General features: G+C 65.6%; 18 protein-coding genes. 9 read left to right on the top strand and 9 right to left on the bottom strand.

The window, feature by feature from the left end; all coding sequences use genetic code 11:
* Positions 1–67 precede the first annotated feature (67 nt).
* A complete protein-coding gene (locus tag ASG20_RS08030) occupies positions 68–424 on the bottom strand; it encodes an RcnB family protein (protein ID WP_056050883.1) in 357 nt (118 codons plus the stop codon).
* A gap of 200 nt (positions 425–624) precedes the next feature.
* On the opposite strand from ASG20_RS08030, the gene fabD reads away from it, so the two are divergent.
* From fabD to mltG, 6 genes are all read left to right on the top strand, one after another.
* Positions 625–1,584: an ACP S-malonyltransferase gene (gene fabD, locus ASG20_RS08025; protein WP_056050881.1), complete on the top strand. Its 960-nt coding sequence runs from the start codon at positions 625–627 to the stop codon at positions 1,582–1,584.
* A 33-nt stretch (positions 1,585–1,617) separates the two neighbouring features.
* Complete coding sequence (locus ASG20_RS08020; RefSeq protein WP_056050879.1) at positions 1,618–2,046, top strand: GxxExxY protein; 429 nt, start codon at positions 1,618–1,620, stop codon at positions 2,044–2,046.
* Positions 2,047–2,049: 3 nt separating this feature from the next.
* Positions 2,050–2,787 (top strand): 3-oxoacyl-[acyl-carrier-protein] reductase, encoded by a 738-nt coding sequence (gene fabG, locus ASG20_RS08015; RefSeq protein ID WP_056050878.1) that lies wholly within the window; start codon positions 2,050–2,052, stop codon positions 2,785–2,787.
* Between the two features lie 77 nt (positions 2,788–2,864).
* Positions 2,865–3,101 carry an acyl carrier protein gene (locus tag ASG20_RS08010; RefSeq protein ID WP_031393971.1) on the top strand — a complete coding sequence of 79 codons (237 nt, stop codon included), beginning with the start codon at positions 2,865–2,867 and terminating at the stop codon, positions 3,099–3,101.
* Between the two features lie 121 nt (positions 3,102–3,222).
* Positions 3,223–4,485 carry a beta-ketoacyl-ACP synthase II gene (gene fabF / locus ASG20_RS08005; protein WP_056050875.1) on the top strand — a complete coding sequence of 421 codons (1,263 nt, stop codon included), beginning with the start codon at positions 3,223–3,225 and terminating at the stop codon, positions 4,483–4,485.
* Positions 4,486–4,556: 71 nt separating this feature from the next.
* A complete protein-coding gene (gene mltG, locus ASG20_RS08000) occupies positions 4,557–5,525 on the top strand; it encodes an endolytic transglycosylase MltG (protein WP_056050873.1) in 969 nt (322 codons plus the stop codon).
* A gap of 163 nt (positions 5,526–5,688) precedes the next feature.
* Here mltG and eda read toward each other — a convergent pair whose 3' ends face one another.
* The 8 genes from eda to ASG20_RS07960 form a co-directional block, all read right to left on the bottom strand.
* Positions 5,689–6,297, bottom strand: a complete 609-nt coding sequence (eda, locus tag ASG20_RS07995) for a bifunctional 4-hydroxy-2-oxoglutarate aldolase/2-dehydro-3-deoxy-phosphogluconate aldolase (RefSeq protein ID WP_056050871.1) — start codon at positions 6,295–6,297, stop codon at positions 5,689–5,691.
* The gene (gene glk, locus ASG20_RS07990) at positions 6,294–7,262 is read right to left on the bottom strand and encodes a glucokinase (protein ID WP_056050869.1); all 969 of its coding nucleotides are present in this window, start codon (positions 7,260–7,262) and stop codon (positions 6,294–6,296) included. Before glk ends, eda begins: the two co-directional genes overlap by 4 nt.
* Positions 7,263–7,408: 146 nt before the next feature.
* Complete coding sequence (gene edd / locus ASG20_RS07985) at positions 7,409–9,223, bottom strand: phosphogluconate dehydratase (RefSeq protein WP_056050867.1); 1,815 nt, start codon at positions 9,221–9,223, stop codon at positions 7,409–7,411.
* A gap of 2 nt (positions 9,224–9,225) precedes the next feature.
* Positions 9,226–9,930 carry a 6-phosphogluconolactonase gene (gene pgl / locus ASG20_RS07980; protein WP_056050865.1) on the bottom strand — a complete coding sequence of 235 codons (705 nt, stop codon included), beginning with the start codon at positions 9,928–9,930 and terminating at the stop codon, positions 9,226–9,228.
* Positions 9,931–10,101: 171 nt separating this feature from the next.
* Complete coding sequence (gene zwf, locus ASG20_RS07975) at positions 10,102–11,565, bottom strand: glucose-6-phosphate dehydrogenase (protein WP_056050862.1); 1,464 nt, start codon at positions 11,563–11,565, stop codon at positions 10,102–10,104.
* A 45-nt stretch (positions 11,566–11,610) separates the two neighbouring features.
* Entirely contained in the window at positions 11,611–12,534 is a 924-nt protein-coding gene (gene argC / locus ASG20_RS07970; RefSeq protein WP_056050860.1) for an N-acetyl-gamma-glutamyl-phosphate reductase, read from the bottom strand.
* Complete coding sequence (locus ASG20_RS19890; protein WP_236698760.1) at positions 12,531–12,671, bottom strand: hypothetical protein; 141 nt, start codon at positions 12,669–12,671, stop codon at positions 12,531–12,533. Before ASG20_RS19890 ends, argC begins: the two co-directional genes overlap by 4 nt.
* Positions 12,672–12,876: 205 nt before the next feature.
* Positions 12,877–13,209 (bottom strand): MarR family transcriptional regulator, encoded by a 333-nt coding sequence (locus tag ASG20_RS07960; protein WP_056050858.1) that lies wholly within the window; start codon positions 13,207–13,209, stop codon positions 12,877–12,879.
* Between the two features lie 234 nt (positions 13,210–13,443).
* On the opposite strand from ASG20_RS07960, the gene secG reads away from it, so the two are divergent.
* The 3 genes from secG (at position 13,444) to panB (ending at position 16,650) form a co-directional block, all read left to right on the top strand.
* Complete coding sequence (gene secG, locus ASG20_RS07955) at positions 13,444–13,839, top strand: preprotein translocase subunit SecG (RefSeq protein WP_056050855.1); 396 nt, start codon at positions 13,444–13,446, stop codon at positions 13,837–13,839.
* A gap of 85 nt (positions 13,840–13,924) precedes the next feature.
* On the top strand, positions 13,925–15,559 hold the full coding sequence (locus tag ASG20_RS07950; protein WP_056050854.1) for a CTP synthase: 1,635 nt from the start codon (positions 13,925–13,927) through the stop codon (positions 15,557–15,559).
* A gap of 230 nt (positions 15,560–15,789) precedes the next feature.
* Positions 15,790–16,650 (top strand): 3-methyl-2-oxobutanoate hydroxymethyltransferase, encoded by an 861-nt coding sequence (gene panB / locus ASG20_RS07945; RefSeq protein WP_056050853.1) that lies wholly within the window; start codon positions 15,790–15,792, stop codon positions 16,648–16,650.
* The last annotated feature ends 62 nt before the right edge of the window (positions 16,651–16,712 follow it).

The following is a 16,712-nucleotide window of genomic DNA, read 5'->3' as shown; positions in this document are numbered from 1 at the left end:
CGCGAATCTCTCACCCCGGTTGCAGAGGGCCTTACCCGTTTATCGGGGAAAGGCAAGGTGTTCAGGTTTACCGGAACGCGCCGCCACGAACCTGCACCACGTTGCCGCGACCGTTGATCAGCAGCGCGTCGTTGCCCGAGCGGACCCACTGGCTGCCACGCGGCGGGGGTGCAAGGCGATAGTTGCGGTACGTCGTGATGACCCGGTAGTTCTGCGCCTGGCGACGATCGAAGCGCTGGCCGGCGCGCCAGTTGCGATACTGCGGCGTGCGGACGACGGTGCGCTTGGTAACGACGGTGCGGCCGTTGTCGTTGTGGCGCACGGTGGTGACTTCGCGACGCTGCTGCGCTTCGGCAGGCGCTGCGGCGAGCAGTGGGCTGGCGACGAGGGTGGCGGCAAGTGCGCTGAGGATGAACTTCTTCATGATAATCTCCCGTTGAAAACACGGCGCCGTTGCTGCGGCGTCCTCCATAATCTGGGAGCCGATTGTCGCAGGCGCTTGTCGCAAGGCCGGCGAAATGGTCGCATATTGTCGCAAGGCCGCGGGGTTCGTTCAGGTTGCAACTCAGGCCGCACCTTTATAGGCCCCGCGCTCAAACGAAGACCCAACACAGAGGAGAGGCCATGCGCGCGTTCATCTTCCCCGGCCAGGGGAGCCAGTCTGTCGGCATGGGCAAGGCGCTCGCCGACGCCAGTGCCACCGCCCGCGAGGTCTTCGCCGAAGTCGACGACGCGCTCGGCCAGCACCTGTTCCGCCTGATGAGCGAAGGTCCAGCGGATGACCTGCTTCTCACCGAGAACGCGCAGCCCGCAATCATGGCGAACGCGATCGCCACCTTGCGCGTCGCCGAGAAGGAAGGCGGCATCCGCCTCGCCGACAAGGCCGACTATGTCGCTGGCCACAGCCTCGGCGAATACACCGCCTTGTGCGCCGCCGGTGCACTCGACCTGTCCACCACCGCCCGCCTCCTGAAACTTCGCGGCCGGGCGATGCAGGCCGCCGTCCCGGTAGGCGAGGGGGCGATGGCCGCGTTGCTCGGCACCGACCTCGAAAAGGCGCAGGTCATCGCCGGCGCCGCAGTCGACGCGATCCTCGCGGAAGGCGGTCCCGAACTGATCTGCACCGTCGCCAACGACAATGATCCGTCGCAGGTCGTCATCTCCGGCCACCGACTTGCCATCGAAAAGGCGATCGCGCTGGCTAAGGACCTCGGCGCCAAGCGCGCGGTGCTCTTGCCAGTCTCCGCCCCCTTCCACTGCCCCCTGATGCAACCCGCCGCCGAAGCGATGGAAACCGCGCTCCTCGACGCCGACCTCCGCGCGCCCCTGGTCCCCGTCTTCGCCAACGTAGACGCCACCGCCGTCGCCGACCCTGGCGCTATCCGTCACCTGTTGGTCCAGCAGGTCACCGGCATGGTCCGCTGGCGCGAATCGGTGTTGGCGATGCATGCTGCGGGGGTCGACCACTTCGTCGAATTCGGCGGCAAGGTGCTCAGCCCCATGGTCAAACGCATCACCCCCGACGTGGAGACCACCAGCGTCATCACGATGGACGAAATCGAGGAATTCGTGAAGAAGATGTGATCACGCGGAGACGCGGAGACGCGGAGAGAAGATTTGAGAGAGATCGATCAGATCAGCGGCGATGTGCTCGATCTCTCCCTCCGCATCCATCGCGACTTGGGTCCGGGTCTCCTCGAAAGCGTCTACGAGATGGTGTTGGCGGGTAAGCTAGCCAGTCTGGGTTACCACGTGGCACGGCAGCGATCGGTAGACGTCGAGTTTGAAGGGATGCGCTTCGAAGCGGCCTTCAGGATTGATCTGCTGGTCGATGAACGCCTTCTCGTTGAAATCAAATCGGTAGAGCAGTTGAACGCAGTCCACGGCAAACAATTGCTGACCTATCTCCGCCTTACCAGACAGCCCGTAGGGCTGCTGATCAACTTCGGTGGCGCAACGCTAAAAGAAGGCGTGCGACGGATCGTAAATGACCATCGCCCCTCCGCGGCTCCGCGTCTCCGCGTGAACAATCTTCTTGGAGACTGACCAATGTTCGACCTCACAGGCATGACCGCCCTCGTCACCGGGGCATCCGGCGGGATCGGGTCCGAGATCGCCAAGGCCCTGACCGCCCAAGGCGCACGCCTGGCCGTATCCGGCTCCAACGCCGACAAGCTCGAAGCATTCCGTGCCACCCTCGGCGGCGACCACGTCGCGCTCCCCTGCAACCTCTCCGACGCCGCCGCAGTCGACGCGCTCGTTCCCCAAGCGGTGGAGAAGCTCGGCAAGCTAGACATCCTCGTCAACAACGCCGGCGTCACCCGCGACAATCTCGCGATGCGGATGAAGGACGACGAGTGGGACAGCGTCATCCGCGTCAACCTCGAAGCCGCGTTCCGCCTCATGCGCGCCGCCGCCAAGCCGATGATGAAAGCGCGCTTCGGCCGGATGATCTCGGTGACCTCGATCGTCGGCGTCACCGGCAACCCCGGCCAGGCCAATTACGCCGCGTCGAAGGCCGGCCTGATCGGCATGTCCAAATCGATGGCGCAGGAACTCGCCAGCCGCGGCATCACCGTCAACTGCGTCGCCCCCGGTTTCATCACATCGCCGATGACCGACGCGCTGCCCGATGCGCAGAAGACAGCGCTCACCGCAAAGATTCCTGCCGGTCGCCTCGGCGAAGGCGCAGACATTGGCGCCGCGATCGTGTACCTTGCAAGCCGTGAAGCCGGTTACGTCACGGGACAAACCGTGCACGTGAACGGCGGGATGGCGATGATCTGAACTTGCGCGCTGAACTGCCGCGTTCTAGGTGCGTTCAGGAAATACCGAAAACCCCCAGATTTGAAGAGGGAACTACCATGAGCGAGACAGCTGACCGCGTGAAGAAGATCGTCGTCGAGCATCTCGGCGTCGAAGCCGACAAGGTGACCGAGGACGCGAGCTTCATCGACGACCTGGGCGCAGACAGCCTCGACATCGTCGAACTCGTCATGGCGTTCGAGGAAGAGTTCGGCGTCGAGATCCCCGATGATGCCGCCGAGAAGATTGCGACCGTCAAGGACGCGATCACCTACATCGACGAGCACAAGGCCTGATCAGGGTCTAGGGTTCAAACCTTTGGACCTGCCCTGAAGGGTGTGATTTGAGCGGCTCCCCGTCCTTGGGCAAAGAGGGCGGGGAGCCGTTTCGTTTTGAGAGCAGACGGAGTTTGAAGCCATGCGGCGTGTCGTCGTAACCGGGCTAGGCCTGGTCACCCCCCTGGGGGCGGATGTTGAAACGGCCTGGGCGAATATCCTCGCCGGCAAGTCGGGCGCGGGCCCGATCACGCGCTTCGACGCGTCGGATCAGGTGTGCCGCATCGCCTGCGAGGTGAAGCCTGCCGACCACGAGTACGGCTTCGACCCCGGCAAGCGCGTCGACCACAAGGTCCAGCGCCAGGTCGATCCGTTCATCATCTACGGCATCGACGCCGCTGGTCAGGCCCTGGAAGACGCCGGGCTGACCGAGATGACGCTCGAGGAGAGCTGGCGTGCCGGCGTGTCGATCGGCTCGGGCATCGGCGGTCTGCCGGGCATCGAGAGCGAATCGATCGTGCTCCACACCAAGGGCCCGCGCCGCGTCTCGCCGCACTTCGTCCATGGCCGCCTGATCAACCTGATCTCGGGTCAGGTCTCGATCAAATACGGCCTGCGCGGTCCGAATCACGCGGTCGTCACCGCCTGCTCGACCGGCGCGCACGCCATTGGCGATGCAGCGCGGATGATCGCGATGGACGACGCCGACGTGATGCTCGCGGGCGGCGCGGAGGGCACGGTCTGCCCGCTCGGCATCGCCGGGTTCGCACAGGCGCGCGCGTTGTCGACCAACTTCAACGATTCGCCTGAGAAGGCTTCGCGTCCCTACGACAAGGATCGCGATGGTTTCGTGATGGGCGAGGGCGCTGGTGTGCTGGTGCTCGAGGAATACGAGCACGCCAAGGCGCGCGGCGCGAAGATGTATGCCGAGGTGATCGGCTACGGTCTGTCGGGCGACGCGTACCATGTGACCGCGCCGCATCCGGAAGGCGACGGTGCGTTCCGCTCGATGCAGATGGCGATCAAGAAGTCGGGCCTCAAGCTCGAGGACATCGACTACATCAATGCGCACGGCACCTCGACGCCGCTGGGCGACGAGCTGGAACTTGGCGCGGTCCGTCGCCTGTTCGGCGATGCGATCTCGGGTCTGTCGATGTCGTCGACCAAGTCGGCGATCGGGCATCTGCTCGGTGGTGCCGGCGCGGTCGAGAGCATCTTCTGCATCCTCGCGCTGCGCGACCAGATCGTGCCACCGACGCTGAACCTCGACAATCCGAGCGACAGCTGCGTTGGGGTCGACCTCGTCCCGCACGTGGCCAAGAAGCGCGAAGTCCGCGCAGTGCTGAACAACTCGTTCGGCTTCGGCGGCACGAATGCGTCGCTGGTGATGACGAAGGTCCGCTAAAAACCTTGTTCCCCCGCGAAGGCGGGGGCCCAGTCTGGGTCCCCGCCTTCGCGGGGATCCAAGGAGTATCAATGCGCAAGGTCGACTGTTTCGGACTCGTCTTAGGCCTGGCGGCCGTCGTCGGGCTGTTCCTGGTCGTTCAAGGCTGGGGCGGCGCAGGCCCAGCATCGCGCACGATGACCGTGCAGATCGGCGAAGGCAGCACGCTGGCCGGCGCTGCCACCGAACTCGAAAAGGCCGGCGCGATCCCCTCGGCGCGACGCTTCCGTCTGTACGCCCGCGTGTTCGGCTCGGGCGACCCGATCAAGGCCGGCGAATACCGCATCGCGCCACACACCAGCCAGTCCGACATCCTCAAACTGATGCAAGGTGGCAAGGTCGTCCAGCGCCTCGTCGTCGTCCCCGAAGGCTATCCCTCGGTCCTCGTCCATGACGCGCTGGCGAAGGCGGACGGTCTGATCGGTACCGTGCCGGTCCCCGCGGAAGGCTCGATCCTCCCCGACAGCTACGCCTTCCAGGCCGGCGACACCCGCGCCTCGGTCGTCGTGCGGATGCAGGCGGCGATGAAGACCTACCTCGCCACCGCCTGGGCCGCGCGCAAGCCCGGCATCGCGGTGACGACGCCCGAACAGGCGATCATCCTCGCTTCGATCGTCGAGAAGGAAACCGGCAAGCCGTCCGAACGCCGCACCGTCGCCGCGGTCTACGGCAATCGGCTGCGGCGCGGCATGCCGCTTCAGGCGGACCCCACGGTAATCTACCCGATCACCAAGGGCCGTCCGCTAGGCCGCCGTATCCTGCGGTCGGAACTGCATGCGAAAAACGGCTACAACACCTATGCCGAAGCCGGCCTGCCAGTCGGCCCGATTGCCAACCCCGGCCGCGCCTCGATCGACGCGGTGCTCGACCCGGCGCAGACCCAAGCGCTGTATTTCGTCGCGGACGGCACCGGCGGGCACGTGTTCGCGAACACGCTGGCCGAACACAACGCCAACGTGAAGAAATGGTACGCCATCCGCAAAGCCCGCGGCGAGATGTAATCCTCCCCGGAACGGGGAGGGGGACCATCCGCAGGATGGTGGAGGGGGCTCACCGCGAGCGTACCGTCAGTGGGGCGGGATTCCGCGGGGCGGGACTCTCGTGACGCTCCCCCTCCACCCCGCCGCTGCGCGTCGCGGTCCCCCTCCCCGTGCCGGGGAAGAATTACCCCCGCAGAGCGTTAGCCGCGCGCGCCTTGATCTCGATCTCGGCCATCGTCCCGCCAGTCACCCAGCTCCCGCCAACACACAGCACCGGCTTGAACGCCAGCCACTCGGAGGCGCTCGCCTCCGTGATCCCGCCGGTAGGGCAGAAGCTGCACTGATAGAACGGCGCAGCCAGAGCCTTCAGCGCCTTCAACCCGCCATTCGCTTCGGCGGGAAAGAACTTGAAGTGCGTCAGGCCCAAGTCGAGCCCGGTCATGATATCCGCCGCGTTGGCTATGCCCGGCAGGAACGGAATGCCGCTCTCGATGATCGGCGTGGCGAGTCGTTCGGTCAGGCCAGGCGAGACGATGAACTCCGCCCCCGCATCGCGGACCTGCGCGAACTGCTGCGTGTTGACAACGGTGCCCGCGCCGACGATCGCGCCCGGCACCTTCTTCATCTCGGCGATCGCCTCCAGCGCCGCGCCGGTGCGCAACGTCACCTCAAGCACGCGCAGGCCGCCCGCGACCAGTGCTTCGGCGAGCGGGCGGGCGAGCGCCGCGTCCTCGATCACCAGCACCGGGATGACGGCGCTGGTCTGCATGATGTCGGCGATAGTTGCGGTCATTGGGTATGTTCCTGTGCGAAGGCGGCCGCGGCGCCGAACAGGCCGGGCTGGGGATGAGTGATGAGCTTGACGGGCATCGCTGCCATCATGCCCTGGAAGCGGCCCTTGGCGACAAAGCGCTGGTCGAAGCCCGAGCGAATCAGACGATCCTTGATCCGGAAGCCGAGCCCGCCCGCGATCACGACCGCCTTGGCGCCCTGCGCCAGCGCCAGATCGCCCGCTACCGCGCCGAGCGCGAGGCAGAAGCGGTCGAGCGCGGCGAGCGCGATCGAATCGGTGCCGTCGATCGCCTCGGTCCAGATCGTCTTGTCGTCATGGCTGGGAACCGCGCGGCCCTCCAGCGCGGCAAGCGTCTCGTAGATCGCGACGATGCCCGGCCCGGCGACGACTCGCTCGGCCGAGACGCGCGTGAACGTCTTCCGCAGGCGCTTCAGCAGCGCGTCCTCGATCCCGTCGAGCGGGGCGAAGTCCATGTGCCCGCCCTCGGTTTCGAGGACCTGATACCCGTCCTTGCGTCGCAGCAACTGTGCGACGCCGAGCCCAGTGCCGGGGCCACAGATCGTCGTGATGCCTTCGGATGGCAGCGGCGTATCGGGACCGCAAAGGTGTATAAAGTCGCTGCTCGGCACCTGCGCGACGGCATGACCGACCGCGCCGAAATCATTGACCACAACCCACTGGTCCGCCTTCAGCCGCTCGGTGATCAGCGACTTGCGGATGATCCACGGGTTGTTGGTCAGCCGGATGACGTCGTTCGCGACCGGCGACGCGACCGCGATCGCGAGCGCGCGGGGGAGGGGGCGACCAAGCCCGGCCTCGAACGACTGATACGCGGTCTGGAGCGATGCGTGGTCCGCGGTCTTCAGCGTCGCCGGCTCGCCGAGCGACACGACGCGGCCGTTCTCGACCTCGGCGATCGCGAAGCGGGCGTGCGTTCCGCCGATATCTGCCGCTACGATTTCCATTTGTCTCTCTCCAACATACTTCCGTTCGTCCCGAGTAGCCATCGAGCTTGTCGAGATGGCATATCGACGGACATGCCACGGGGGGTGTCCTTCGATACGGGCTCTCGACTTCGCTCGATCCCTACTCGGGACGAACGGAATCCTACTTACAGCCCAGCGCCCGCCAGTATTGCCGACGCGCCTTTCTCGGCCTCGTCGGCCAGCCCGCGGAACATGCCGAACAGCTCGCGGCCCATCCCGCTAACCGGTGGCGGCACTGCGACCATCTCACGCGTCGCCCACACATCCGCGTCGACCAGCGCCTCGAGCGTACCGTTGACCGCATCGACCCGGATCATGTCGCCATCGCGAATCAACCCGATCGCACCATCGAGCAGAGCCTCGGGCGAGCAATGGATCGCGCACGGCACTTTCCCGCTCGCGCCCGACATCCGGCCATCAGTGACCAGCGCCACCTTGAACCCGCGGTTCTGCAACACCCCCAGCGGCGGCGTCAGCTTGTGCAGTTCCGGCATCCCGTTCGCCCGCGGGCCCTGGAAGCGGACGACGACGACGACGTCCTTCTCCAACTCGCCGCGCTTGAACGCCTCGATCACGTCGAGCTGGTCGTCGAACACCATCGCGGGCGCCTCGACGATCCAGCGCTCGCGCTCGACCGCCGACACCTTGATGCACGCACGGCCGATATTGCCCGCGAGGATCCGCATGCCGCCATCCGGCGAGAACGGCGCGGTCGCAGGACGCAGAATCGTCTCGTCGCCGCTGTCCGGCGTATCGCGCCAGGCGAGCGTATCGCCTTCGACGACCGCGGTCTTCGCATAGGCTGACAGGTCGTCGCCGCCGATCGTCATGATGTCGCCGTGCAACAGCCCTTCGCCGAGCAGCTCGCGGATCACATAGGGCATGCCGCCCGCCGCCTCGAACGCGTTCACGTCCGCCGAGCCGTTGGGATACACGCGCGCGATCAGCGGGACCGCGCAGGAGAGGCGGTCGAAATCCTCCCAGTCGATGATGATCCCCGCCGCGCGAGCGATCGCCGGCACATGGAGCAGATGGTTGGTCGAGCCACCGGTCGCGAGCAGGCCGACCGCAGCATTCACGATCGCCTTCTCGTCGACGCAATGCCCGAGCGGTCGATACGAATCGCCGCGCGCGCCGATCTTCGCCAGCCGGTGCACCGCCGCCCGCGTCAGTTCCTGGCGCAGCTTGGTACCCGGATTGACGAACGCCGCACCGGGCATGTGGAGGCCCATGACCTCCATCATCATCTGGTTGGTGTTCGCGGTGCCGTAGAAGGTGCACGTGCCCTTCGAATGATACGCGCCGATCTCGGCCTCGAGCAATTCGTCACGCCCGACCAGGCCCTCGGCAAATTTCTCGCGGACCGCCGCCTTCGCCTTGTTCGGCAAGCCGGTCGGCATTGGCCCACCTGGGATCAGCACCATCGGCAAATGCCCGAAGCGCAACGCACCCATCAGCAGGCCCGGCACGATCTTGTCGCAGATGCCGAGCAGTGCGGCACCCTCGAACGTCCCATGCGACAGCGCAATCGCCGTGCTCAGCGCAATCGTGTCGCGGCTGAACAGCGAAAGCTCCATGCCCGGATAGCCCTGCGTCACGCCGTCGCACATCGCCGGCACGCCACCCGCGACCTGCGCCGTCGCGCCCGCTTCGCGCGCCCAGATCTTCATCAGCTCGGGGTAGCGATAGTAGACCGCGTGGGCCGACAGCATGTCGTTATACGCGGTGACGATGCCGATGTTCATGCCCGCATCGGCCTTCATCGCGTCGCGGTCTTCCTCGGTCCCGGCATAGGCGTGCGCGAGGTTTGCACAGCCTAGACCCGGACGCCGGACCTGCGCCGCCGCCTCGCGCTCGATCAGCGCGAGGTAGGCGGCGCGGCTGTCGCGCGAGCGCTCGATGATCCGGTCGGTGACCGCGGAGACGACGGCGTTGAGCATCGTCACGGCGCCCAGTGCACGTCGACCGGCAGCTCGACTTCGGCCAGCACGCGGCCGATCGGGTAGGACGACGACGGCCCCTGTTCGATGGCCTTCTCGAGGACTTTCTTCTTCGCGTCGCCGGTGATCATGATCATCAGCGCCTTCGACGAAGCGATCGCCGCCGCCGACAGCGTTACGCGCGCCAGCGGAGCCTCGGGCGGCAGCGGATCTGGCATCACGCCGAGCGCACGGCGTTCCTTGGGACCGCTCAGCGCCTCGTCGTAATCGGGGCCGGGGAAGATCGACGCGGTATGCCCGTCGCCGCCCATGCCGAGCAGGCAGAAGTCGAGCGGCCAGTGCAGGTCCTGCATCAGCGCATCCGCCGAACGACCGGCAGCCTTGTAGTCCGACATCGCCTCCGGAACGATCGGCTTCACGCGCGCCCCCTTGGGGAGGAATATCTTCGCCAGCGCCGTCACGTTCGACAGCGGATCGCCGAGCTTCACGATACGTTCGTCGCCGGGGATGATCGTGACCTTCTTCCAGTCGAGCTTCGCCTGAGCGAGCTTTTCATACGCGGCGAACGGCGTCTTGCCGCCCGCCAGCGCGATCACCGCCGAGCCCCGCGCGTCGAGCGCACTCTCGATAACGAACTGGATATCGCCTGCGACTGCGTTGGCGAGCTCGTCGGAATCCTCGTAATCCCACCATTCGATTTCGGTCATAAACTTGAACTCACTCAGAAAATTGCTGTCAAAAAATGCCGTTCGTGCCGAGTAGGGATCGAGCGAAGCCGAGACCCCGTATCGAGGTACAATGCCACACTCGGCCGATCCCTCGATACGCCTTCTCGACTTAGCTCGAAGGCTACTCGGGACGAACGGAAGAAACCAAACTCAGTCGTCCTGCCAGGTCACGCCGTCGCGCTCGGTCAGCGCGATCGCGGCGGATGGACCCCAGCTGCCAGACGCATAGCTCTTGGGCTTCATCGCGTTGGCCTTCCAGCCCTCGCGGATCGCGTCGATCCAGGTCCATTGCGCCTCGACCTCGTCACGGCGGACGAACAGCGTCTGGTCGCCCTCGATCAGGTCGAGCAGCAGCCGCTCATACGCGATCCGCCGACGCGAGCCTGCGAACTCGGCATCCATGCTGAGGTTCAGCGGCACTTCACGAAGGCGGACGCCCTCGCGGTCGAGGCCTGGCTCCTTCGCCATCACCAGCAGCTGGATATATTCCTCCGGCTGGAGGCGGATGATCAGCATGTTGGGCTGGAGCAACCCGCCACGCCCCGCGAACATCGAATGCGGCACCGCCTTGAACTGGATCGCAATCTCGCTGCGACGCGTCGCCATGCGCTTGCCGGTGCGCAGGTAGAACGGCACGCCCTGCCAGCGCCAGTTGTCGACATGCGCCTTGATCGCGACGAACGTCTCGGTGGTCGACGGTTGGCCGAGTTCGTCCGAGTAGCTCTTGACGAACTTCCCCTTCACCGCGCCTTCGCCATACTGTCCCGTCACGGTGACGTTCGGCACTTCCTCGGGCTTGATCATGCGCAGCGAGCGAAACACCTTCGACTTCTCGTCGCGGACGTCGGTGCCCTCGAAGCGCGCAGGGGGCTCCATCGCGATCAGCGCGAGAAGCTGGAGCATGTGGTTGGCGACCATGTCGCGCAACGCACCCGCGGTCTCGTAATAGCCCGCGCGCTCTTCGAGCCCGACCGTCTCGGAGATCGTGATCTGGACGTTGTCGATCCCTTGAGCATTCCACACCGGCTCGAAGAACGAGTTGCCGAACCGCAGCGCGAGGATGTTCTGGACGGTTTCCTTGCCGAGATAATGATCGATCCGGTAGGTCCGCTCCTCGGGGAAAGCCTTCGCCACCGCATCGTTGATCTCGCGGCTCGTCTCCAAGTCGTAGCCGAGTGGCTTCTCGAGGCCGACGCGGACCGTCTCGCCAGCAAGCCCAACCTTGTGCAACCCTTCGATGGCCGCCTCGAACAGCGAGGGCGCGGTCGACAGATAGATCGCGAGACCGCCCGAGATATCGCCGATCTTGTCCGCCAGCGGCTGGAAGCTCGCAGGGTCCGACAGGTCGGTCGGCTGGTAGAAGATCCGGTCGAGGAACGTCCCGATCGCAGCCTCGTCCTTGCGATCCTCGGGCAGGAACTCGTCGAGCGCCTTCTTCGCGAACTTGCGGTAATCCTTGTCGTCATGCTCGTGACGCGCGGCGCCGGTGATCGTCAGTTCCTCGGGCAGCAGCCCGTCGGCGTGCAGGCCATAGAGCGACGGCAGCAGCATGCGCTGCGCGAGATCGCCGGTCGCGCCGAACAGGAGCAGCTTGGCTACGGGATTACGGTGCATGGAAGCTCCAAGATTTGCCGATGGGCCGGGCGAGAAACGCCGGTCCTAGAAAACGAGGCCGGCTACGGGATCGACCCCGGCCATGATGTTGAGGTTCTGGACCGCGGCACCGCCGGCGCCCTTGCCCAGATTGTCGAGCGTCGCGACCAGCCGCGCATGGCCGACCGCGGCGTTGCCGCAGACCCTCAGCGTCAGACGATCGGTGCCAGCGTTCTCCTCGATATCGACCGATCCGGTATCGCCGGGAGCGACCGAGACGAGCTTCGAGCCATCGAACGCACCGCGCAGTACGTCTTCGATCGCCGCGAGCGTAGGGCGGCCGGGCAGGGCGTGGAGGTGCAACGGCACTTCGACGACCATGCCGCGATACGCATTAGCGACGGCGGGCGCGAAGATCGGTGCGTGCGTGAGGCCCGCATGCTGTGTCATCTCTGCGATATGCTTGTGCGCGAGGCCTAGCGCGTAGGCGCGGAAGGCTGTCGCAGGCTCGCCGTTCTCGAACGCGGCGATCATCGCCTTGCCACCGCCGGAGTAACCCGAGGTCGCGTTGACGCTCAGCGGGAGGTCGGCGGGGATGAGACCGGCCGCGACCAGAGGCGCGACGAGCGCGAGGAAACCGGTGGGGTAGCAGCCAGGGTTCGACACGCGCGTTGCGGTCGCGACCTTCTCCGCCTGGCCCGGCAACTCGGGGAAGCCGTAGGTCCAGCCGACAGCGACGCGGTGTGCGCTGGATGCGTCGATGACGCGGGTGCGCGCATTGTCGATCAGCGTGACGGCTTCGCGCGACGCGTCGTCTGGCAGGCAGAGGATGACGAAATCGGCATCGTTCAGCGCCTCGCGCCGCGCCGCCGGATCCTTGCGCCGATCCTCCGGCAGCAACGCCAGCGTGATGTCGGTCCGCCCGGCAAGCCGCTCGCGGATCTCGAGCCCGGTGGTGCCGACCGCGCCATCGATGAAGACCGTCGTCATGCCGCGTCCGTCGTCGAAAGGTCGAGCGCAGCAGCCTCGACATAGCCGACCAGTCCGCTCGGCCGCGCAACGCCCCACGCGGACACGCCGGCAATCTCCAGCACTTCGAAACTGTCGCCAGGGTTGAGGTCGACCATCGTATCGCTCGCTTCGTCTCGTCCGCTGCGCAACAAAGCTGTGCGCGCGACGGGCCGTATCATCGGCACGGCATAGTGTGGAGCGAATACGTATTCGGCGAGACGAATGTCGGCGATGTCGCGGCGAACCGCGTGGGTGCGCGGGTCGAGGTCGACCGAGCGGCCCGTCAGCGAAAAGCTCGTACGGGCCTGGTCGTCGAATGGCTCAAGCGTGAGCGGCTGCGCGCCCGTTGGAACCAGCAGGGGCGGGGCCGTCGCCGATGAATTGCCCGAACTCTTCAAGAAAATCTGCCCCTTCGGTCGTGCGCGCGACGAAGATGTTGCGCTTGTCGCTATCGTCGCGTTGCCGGCGCAGATAGCCGAGGGCACCCAATCTGTTCAAGGCGCGCGTGACGACCGGCTTCGATACGTTCAGTGCACGGGCCAGGCCGCGCACCGTGTGTGGCCCCGGTTTGAGATATACGAGCAGAAGAAGCGCCATCTGCCGATTGGTCAGATCGGGTTCGCCCGAACGGACATAGTCCACCAGAGCGGTCATCCAGGTTGATAAGGTATTGGCTGCCATTGATGCCACAGCGTTGATCCGCCATCTGAATTTATAAACACGATGCCCAGTCATGGGCGTCGTTACGGGTTCACAACGCCGCCCGGACGTCATGTTTCCGTAGTTTTGCGATTGGCTTGCGATATGCGGAGCCCGTGTTGCGGTTGATCGAAACCGCGACGTCGCCTATGTGCGCGCCTTCGCAAAAGTTCCGGGGTTTTCCGCGCAATGTTCGCCTTTCTGCTCGTCATCCACGCGATCATCGCGGCCGCCCTCGTCACGGTGATCCTCATGCAGCGCTCGGAAGGCGGCGGTCTGGGCATGGGCGGCAGTCCGTCGGGCCTCATGTCGGCACGCGGCGCGGCCGATTTCCTGACCCGCGCGACCGGCGTCCTCGCGACGATGTTCGTGCTGTTCTCGATCCTGCTCGCGGTCCTTGCGGCGAATCACCGTACGACCACGATCGATACGTCGCTCGCCCGCACCCCGGCGGCGGCGACTGCCGTTCCGACTGCGCAGCCCAAGGGCGATGCGGCTCCGTTCGCCGGTGGCGCTGAGAACGCCGGCGTCCCGGCCGGCACGACCAAGCCCGCCGACAACGGCGCGGTCCCGCTAGCCAACTAAACACTCCATTCGCCGATAAAAGACCCTCGCGTGATCCGCGGGGCTCTTGTCGTTCGTCCCCAACACACGCTACGAGACTCTTCCCATGGCTCGGTACATTTTCATCACCGGGGGCGTGGTTTCGTCGCTCGGTAAAGGTCTCATGGCGGCATCGCTTGCCGCTCTCCTCCAGGCACGCGGGTATACCGTCAGGATTCGGAAGTTCGATCCGTATCTGAACGTCGATCCCGGCACGATGTCGCCGTATCAGCATGGCGAGGTCTACGTGACCGACGATGGTGCCGAGACCGATCTCGACCTCGGCCATTACGAGCGCTTCACCGGCGTTCCCTCGCGCCAGTCGGACAACGTCACCTCGGGGCGTATCTATCAGCAGATCATCACGCGCGAGCGTCGCGGCGATTACCTGGGCGCCACCGTGCAGGTCATTCCGCACGTCACCGACGCGATCAAGGCGTTCGCCCGCGCCGAGACCGACGATATCGACTTCGTCCTGTGCGAGATCGGCGGCACCGTCGGCGATATCGAATCGCTGCCGTTCATCGAGGCGATTCGCCAACTCAAGAACGAGGAAGGCCGCGGCAAGGCGATCAGCATTCACGTCACGCTGGTGCCGTACATCGCCGCCGCGGGCGAACTTAAGACAAAGCCGACGCAGCATTCGGTGCGCGAACTCGCCGCGCTCGGTGTGCAGCCGGACGTCCTCGTCTGCCGCTGCGAACATCCGCTGCCGCCATCGGAGCGCGCCAAGATCGCGCTGTTCTGCAACGTCCCCGCCAGCGCGGTCATCCCCGCGCTCGACGCGAAGAGCATCTACGCCGTGCCGCTCCAGTATCACGGCGAAGGCCTCGACATCGAAGTGCTCCGCGCGTTCGGGATCGAACCCGCCGAGGCGCCTGACCTGTCGCGCTGGACCGAGATCATGGACCGCCTGACCAACCCGCAGGGCGAAGTCACGATCGGCGTTGTCGGCAAATATGTCGGGCTTCAGGATGCATATAAGTCACTTAACGAGGCGCTGGTTCACGGCGGCATCGCGAATCGGGTGAAGGTCAACGTCCGCTGGATCGACGCCGAGCTGTTCGAGAACGCCGAGAGCGACATCGCAGGCCAGCTCGAGCCGTGCGACGCGATCCTTGTCCCCGGTGCGTTCGGCGAGCGTGGCGCGGAGGGCAAGATCGCGTCCGTGAAGTTCGCGCGCGAGCGGAAGATCCCGTATTTCGGGATCTGCTTCGGCATGCAGATGGCCTGCGTCGAGGGCGCGCGCGATCTCGCCGGCATCCCCAATGCCTCGTCGACCGAGTTCGGCCCGACCGACGAACCGGTGGTCGGCATGATCACCGAATGGATGGGCCGCGAAGGTCTCGAAACGCGTGCGGCCGAAGGCGACATGGGCGGCACGATGCGGCTCGGCGCGTATGACGCGAAGCTCGACGGCAACAGCGTGGTGGCGTCGATCTACGGCGGCACCGAGATTTCGGAGCGTCATCGTCACCGCTACGAGGTCAACACGGGGTACAAGGAGGCGCTCGAACAGGGCGGCCTCGTCTTCTCCGGCATGTCACCCGACGGCACGCTCCCCGAGATCGTCGAACGCCCGGATCATCCCTGGTTCGTCGGCGTCCAGTTCCACCCTGAGCTGAAGTCGAAACCCTTCGACCCGCACCCACTTTTCGCGAGCTTCATTGAGGCTGCCGTCAAGCAAAGTCGCCTGGTCTGACTGGTCGGTACGCCTTCGCGGTAGTGGAGGCGTACCCAAAGGAAGTGTCCGCCTGAGTAGGTGCCGAGTCCACTCAGCGCAGGTTCATACGCCGCATCGCAGTTTCCTAATGCGACGCCGGGAAGAGTTGCAGTCGGAAGCTCCCGCTCTTCCCGGTCCGAAACGCGACCGTGGGTCATATGAAATTTCGACGGCTGGGCTAGCCCACTGACAATCGCTAGAACGCCCGCATGTCCACGACCTACACGCTCGACACCGCGACGAGTCGCGCCAATCCGACACCCGCGCCGCTGAAGCGCCTCACCGTGCCCGCGATTCGTCGTCAGAAGGGCGCAACGCCGCTCGTCATGCTGACCGCCTACACCGTGCGGACTGCGCAGTTGCTCGATCCGCATTGCGACATGCTGCTGGTCGGTGACAGCCTAGGGCAGGTGATCTACGGGCTGCCGTCGACCGTCCCCGTGACGCTCGAGATGATGGCGGCGCACGGCGCGGCGGTCGTGCGCGGTAGCTATCACGCGGTCGTGGTGATCGACATGCCGTTCGGCAGCTATGAAGCGTCGCCCGAGAAAGCCTTCGAGAGCGCGGCGTATCTGCTGAAGCAGACCGGCGCGGCGGCGGTGAAGCTAGAGGGCGGCACGGCGATGGCGCCGACGGTCAAGTTCCTGACCGAGCGCGGCATCCCGGTGATGGGGCATGTCGGACTGACCCCGCAGGCGGTGAACGTGCTCGGCGGCTATGGCGCTCGCGGTCGCACGCCTGAGGAGGCCGCCAAGATCGTTGCCGACGCGCAGGACATCGCCGAGGCGGGGGCGTTCGCGCTGGTGATTGAGGGCGTGGTCGAGCCGATCGCGATCGAGATCACCAACAGTATCGCGTGCCCGACAATCGGCATCGGCGCGTCGGCGCAGTGCGACGGGCAGGTCCTGGTCGCCGAGGACATGCTCGGGATGTTCGATCGCACCGCCAAGTTCGTGAAGCGGTTCGCCGACATCGCCGACACGATCTCATCGGCGGCACAGACCTATGCAGACGACGTTCGGAGCCGCGCATTTCCGGGGCCGGAGCAGGTCTACGCGCCCAAGGATTGATCCGCTTCCGTTTCGGTTCCCGCGCGGCTAAGGTCCGCGCCGTCCATCCCCAATATTCCGGA

This window comes from Sphingomonas sp. Leaf198 (genome assembly GCF_001424005.1).
In the GTDB taxonomy this organism is placed as follows: Bacteria; Pseudomonadota; Alphaproteobacteria; order Sphingomonadales; family Sphingomonadaceae; genus Sphingomonas.
The sequence above is the reverse complement of the archived record's forward strand: the minus strand, read 5'-3'. Positions and strand labels throughout refer to the sequence as shown.